Origin of the sequence: Vibrio sp. 10N.222.46.A1, from assembly GCF_041473595.1 — a bacterium.
GTDB classification, from domain to species: Bacteria; Pseudomonadota; Gammaproteobacteria; order Enterobacterales; family Vibrionaceae; genus Vibrio; species Vibrio tasmaniensis_A.
In genome coordinates this window covers 1-4,197 of record NZ_JBFRSN010000715.1, presented here as the reverse complement: position 1 = coordinate 4,197, position 4,197 = coordinate 1, and the positions used below count along the sequence as shown (strand labels likewise).

General features: G+C 43.6%; 4 protein-coding genes. 2 read left to right on the top strand and 2 right to left on the bottom strand.

The annotated features are described in order from the left end of the window. Positions 1–11: 11 nt before the first annotated feature. Positions 12–422, bottom strand: a complete 411-nt coding sequence (locus tag AB4496_RS18940; protein ID WP_240798316.1) for a GFA family protein — start codon at positions 420–422, stop codon at positions 12–14. A 162-nt stretch (positions 423–584) separates the two neighbouring features. On the opposite strand from AB4496_RS18940, the gene AB4496_RS18935 reads away from it, so the two are divergent. Next, complete coding sequence (locus AB4496_RS18935; protein ID WP_372131621.1) at positions 585–1,739, top strand: IS110-like element ISVisp2 family transposase; 1,155 nt, start codon at positions 585–587, stop codon at positions 1,737–1,739. A gap of 378 nt (positions 1,740–2,117) precedes the next feature. Further along, positions 2,118–3,143, top strand: a complete 1,026-nt coding sequence (locus AB4496_RS18930) for an IS110-like element ISVisp6 family transposase (protein ID WP_009845955.1) — start codon at positions 2,118–2,120, stop codon at positions 3,141–3,143. Between the two features lie 378 nt (positions 3,144–3,521). Here the strand turns inward: AB4496_RS18930 and AB4496_RS18925 are convergent, their stop codons facing one another. Beyond that, positions 3,522–4,151, bottom strand: coding sequence for a hypothetical protein (locus AB4496_RS18925; protein ID WP_009845956.1), 630 nt, complete (start codon positions 4,149–4,151; stop codon positions 3,522–3,524). Positions 4,152–4,197 lie beyond the last annotated feature (46 nt).

Below are 4,197 nucleotides of genomic sequence, written 5' to 3'. Positions count from 1 at the left end.
TGATGCATTTGTTATGCGTACGGTTTATCCGATAGTTTCAACCATTCAGATTCTGAAGGCATTGTGGCAAATTCTTCGACGTTATCGCAGATAAATGCCTCATCCCAGTTTGCTCGCGAATTAACATAGACATGAGCCTTGATTGTTGTTTCTAAATCTTCGGACATCAATCCTGCCGGCACCCAATATTTATCTTTGCTTGAGCTAAGGTTCGGTACAGGGCTTCCACAACACTGACAAAATTCCGATTTAAAGCCTGAACTTGAAACATAACGACCAATAGAATTTGTACTCGAAAGCCATTTGAAATTATCCGCTTTAACAATTAAAGCTGAATTCGATGACGACCCAGATACTTTGCGACAAAGCGAACAATGACATTGATAAATCGGAGGTAAGGCACCAGATAGCTCAAACGACACCTCGCCACACAAACAAATACCTTTCAAACTCAAACTCCCTTAATCAAAAAAGTACGCTTAGACATAATGACCCCCACGAAAGGTGCTAGCCTCCAATATCGTGGGTTAGCTTAAAGCCAGAGCCATAATTAGTGCGTCAAACAACTAAATTTGGAGGCTAGCATGAATAAAGATAGCATAATTTTTATTGGCTTAGATACGCATAAGTCATTTATTCAAGTCACTGTATTACAAGAACATCGTGGGGCAAATCCACAACACCTTGGCCGTATTAAATCGAATAAGTCCGCGTTGATTAAATTGGCCAAACAACTGCAATCCAAGTATCCAAAAGCCACTCTGCACTTTGTCTATGAAGCAGGGCCATGTGGTTACTGGACTTATCGCTTAATGACGAGCCTTGGACACTGCTGCTATGTCGTCGCTCCATCACTTATACCTAAAAAGCCAGGCGATAGAGTTAAAACCGACAAACGAGACGCTGCAAAGCTCGCCAAGCTGTTAAAAGCCGAAGAGCTCACACCCATCTATGTACCGGAAGTAGAAGATGAAGCTATTCGAGACCTCTCACGTGCCAGAGAAACCGCAATGAAAGATCTCAAAGACGCAAAGTTCCAACTCAAAGGCTTTCTTCTTCGCAATAATATCCAAGCGACGGTGAATGATAACTGGTCTAAAAAGCATCTACGGTGGCTAACCGACCTCATTCTTCCTCATCATAGTCAGCAAATCGTTTTACAAGAGATGATCATTACCATCAATGAGCGAATGCAACGGCTTCAACGACTCGATAATGAACTACTCCATCAAGTCAAAAACTGGCGATACTATCCTGTGGTGAAAGCCATTCAAGCTATGCGTGGAGTCCGGTTACTCGTAGCACTCGGCACAATAGCCGAACTGGGTGACTTACGACGATTTGATCATCCAAGAAAGCTTATGGCTTACCTCGGACTCGTTCCAACAGAAAACTCCAGTGGCGGTAAAACTCGTCGTGGCAGCTTAACAAAGTGTGGCAACAGTCGGGCCAGACGGTTGCTGGTCGAAGGCGCACACACCTATAAGCACAAAGCGAACATCTCTGTAGAGCTCCAACTAAGGCAAGAAGGACTGCCTAAAGAGATCGTCGATATCGCTTGGCTGGCCCAGCAAAGGTTATGTCGTCGTTACCAACGACTGCTACAAAAAGGTAAACACCGAAATGTCGTTGTGGTCGCCATCGCTAGAGAGATGATCGCTTACATCTGGGCGATTACTCGTGAAGTTGTCATCAGCGATGTGGATCCTAAAACTCGAATCGCTCGATTACCGGCATGAAGAAAGAATTAGTGTTATCGCATTGGATAAAGCATCGGGAGTGGCACAAACACCGACGGCGTTAGGACGGCAATATAGCTTCGGCTGTATTGAACCACGAGCATAGACTGAAGACAGGTGCCACGACGGAACAAGTAAGGTAGGCTCTACTCATCAAACGATGAGCAATCCACGTATATCAGCATGAGAACCGACGACATTACTTGCTTCATCTATGCGGTAACACTATCCCCTAAGCAACAAGAAAGGCTCTGATAATACAGGAGAGAAACTTCTACGTTTTTAATTGACAGTGGGGGTCATATCAACGAATGACATGGATTCCCCCTACCGAAGATCTGCCACACTTATGTGGTACTTAAATGCATCGGAGGCACCATGTCTGATTATTCTTATTTCTGCGGTATCGACCTAGCTAAAAACCACTTTAGTCTTCATGCCGTAGACCAAAATGGTAAGGTCATACTTCATAAGTCAGTAACTCGCTCTAAACTACTGACTACAATAGCAAATATGCCACTCATGCGTATAGGCGTTGAAGCGTGTGGTGGTGCACATTATTGGGCAAGAACACTCAATACACTCGGTCACGACGCCCGCATTATGGCCGTTAAATACGTAATTCCTTATCGAACTAAGGGAAAAAACGACCTTAATGATGCTGTTGCCATATGCGAAGCTGTTCAGCGACCATCAACTCGCTTTGTACCCGTAAAATCCCCCGAGCAACAAGCCATCTTATCGGTACATAGAATGAGAGAGCATTGGGTTCGTGAACGTACCGCGCTTATGAATCGCATGCGTGCCCTACTCTCTGAGTTCGGGTTGGTCATTCCTGTTGGCCGCTCTTCGTTAATGAAACAGGTTCCCTTAATGCTGGAAGACGCAGAAAATGAACTGCCACACCTCGCAAGAACGGTGATTGCCGATGCTTATCACCACCTTGGAGAATTGAATCAACGTATCGCCGATACTGAACAAGTCTTCGATTCTTTTGCTAAGGTCAGCACTAATGTTCAACGAGTGATGAAGGTTCGGGGCATTGGACCTCAAACCGCGACTGCGATACTCGCTTCGATAGGCAATGGCACTCAATTTGATAAAAGCCGTGATTTTTCTGCTTGGCTAGGACTCGTACCAAAGCAATATTCGACGGGAGGAAAGCCTCGCTTAGGTCGAATAACCAAACACGGCGACAAATACTTACGAACACTATTAGTTCACGGGGCAAGGACAGTCATTGCCAACCTTGGCGACAAGCAAGATAAGCTAAGTCAGTGGTGTCGAGGCGTTCTAGAACGAAGAGGAATGAACCGAGCGATAGTGGCACTTGCCGCGAAGAACGCACGAATTATATGGTCGCTTTTACACAATCAAACCGAATATGAAAACTATGCTGCTTAAGTAGAAACCTAAGCAGCATAAAGAGTTAAACCCACCGGGTCATTGCAGACGCTAATGATGGAGATAGGTTAAGACCACTTGCGGAGAGCCTGTTAATGCGGCGGACACACCAGATGTCATCTAACGAATAAGGCACCGCAGTCGCGCAAGTCATCAGGGCCACGACGTATGCGAATCGTCGATAAGTAGGCCGAATGTAGAGCGGCAGTCCAAAACCCATCAACATAAGTTTAGCGGATGTTTGACAACCGGGGGAATCCATGTAGCCGTGTTAAGGGGTGAGCAACGCAATACCTAAGCCGCCGCATACCACCTTAATCACTTAAACCAACGCATGGTAAAAATGCCATGCGTTGCGAATCCATCTTGAACAGTTTGTTATATTTTTTTGTTACCTAAGATTAGATTCATTGCTTTCTTTAGCGCAACTAGCCCATCCTTATCTCTTGGTAAAACATTGAGTAAAACATCTTCATCAAGGTATTCATCAAAATAATACTCTCGACCATGTTGAAGTGGTTGCCACTTATTTGTTACACAAAAATCTTCAATTTGCTGAAATATATTCTCAAATATTCTTCTAGAAGACTCACTGGCTTTTTCAACCATATCAAAGAAATCAACTTTCTCATGACCAAGGTCATAACCAAATTGATGCCCACGGACAACCATTAATTTTGTACTTGGCTCTCCCATACCCAAGTAATTAACATTCTCTCTTACTCTTCGAAGTGTTTTGTAATCCATATCATCTTTCCAATGAAGTTGATCCTCAAGCCACTTTTCAATTTTGTTATGTTTCATACTTTTCATATTTTCCAGGTGGAAAGTATGATCAGTATTAATGAGAGCAAATCCCACATGAAATACAGCATAGTAATATCCGATAACAGCATTCATATAATTATTACTTTCTTTTGCCGCTTCAGCTGAGCCCCACATCGCAGCCCCCCATGCTATATGAGAACCTATATTCATTTCTCTTAGGTGTTGTTCTTTATCGTCCATTAAAACTCCATAAATAAATTAAAAATATAACATTTTAATATCGTGC

What these genes read in the sequence shown, in the direction of transcription:
- AB4496_RS18935 (WP_372131621.1), top strand. Translation starts at nt 585, where the DNA reads ATGAATAAAGATAGCATAATTTTTATTGGCTTAGATACGCATAAGTCA.
- AB4496_RS18930 (WP_009845955.1), top strand. Translation starts at nt 2,118, where the DNA reads ATGTCTGATTATTCTTATTTCTGCGGTATCGACCTAGCTAAAAACCAC.
- AB4496_RS18925 (WP_009845956.1), bottom strand. Translation starts at nt 4,151, where the DNA reads ATGGACGATAAAGAACAACACCTAAGAGAAATGAATATAGGTTCTCAT.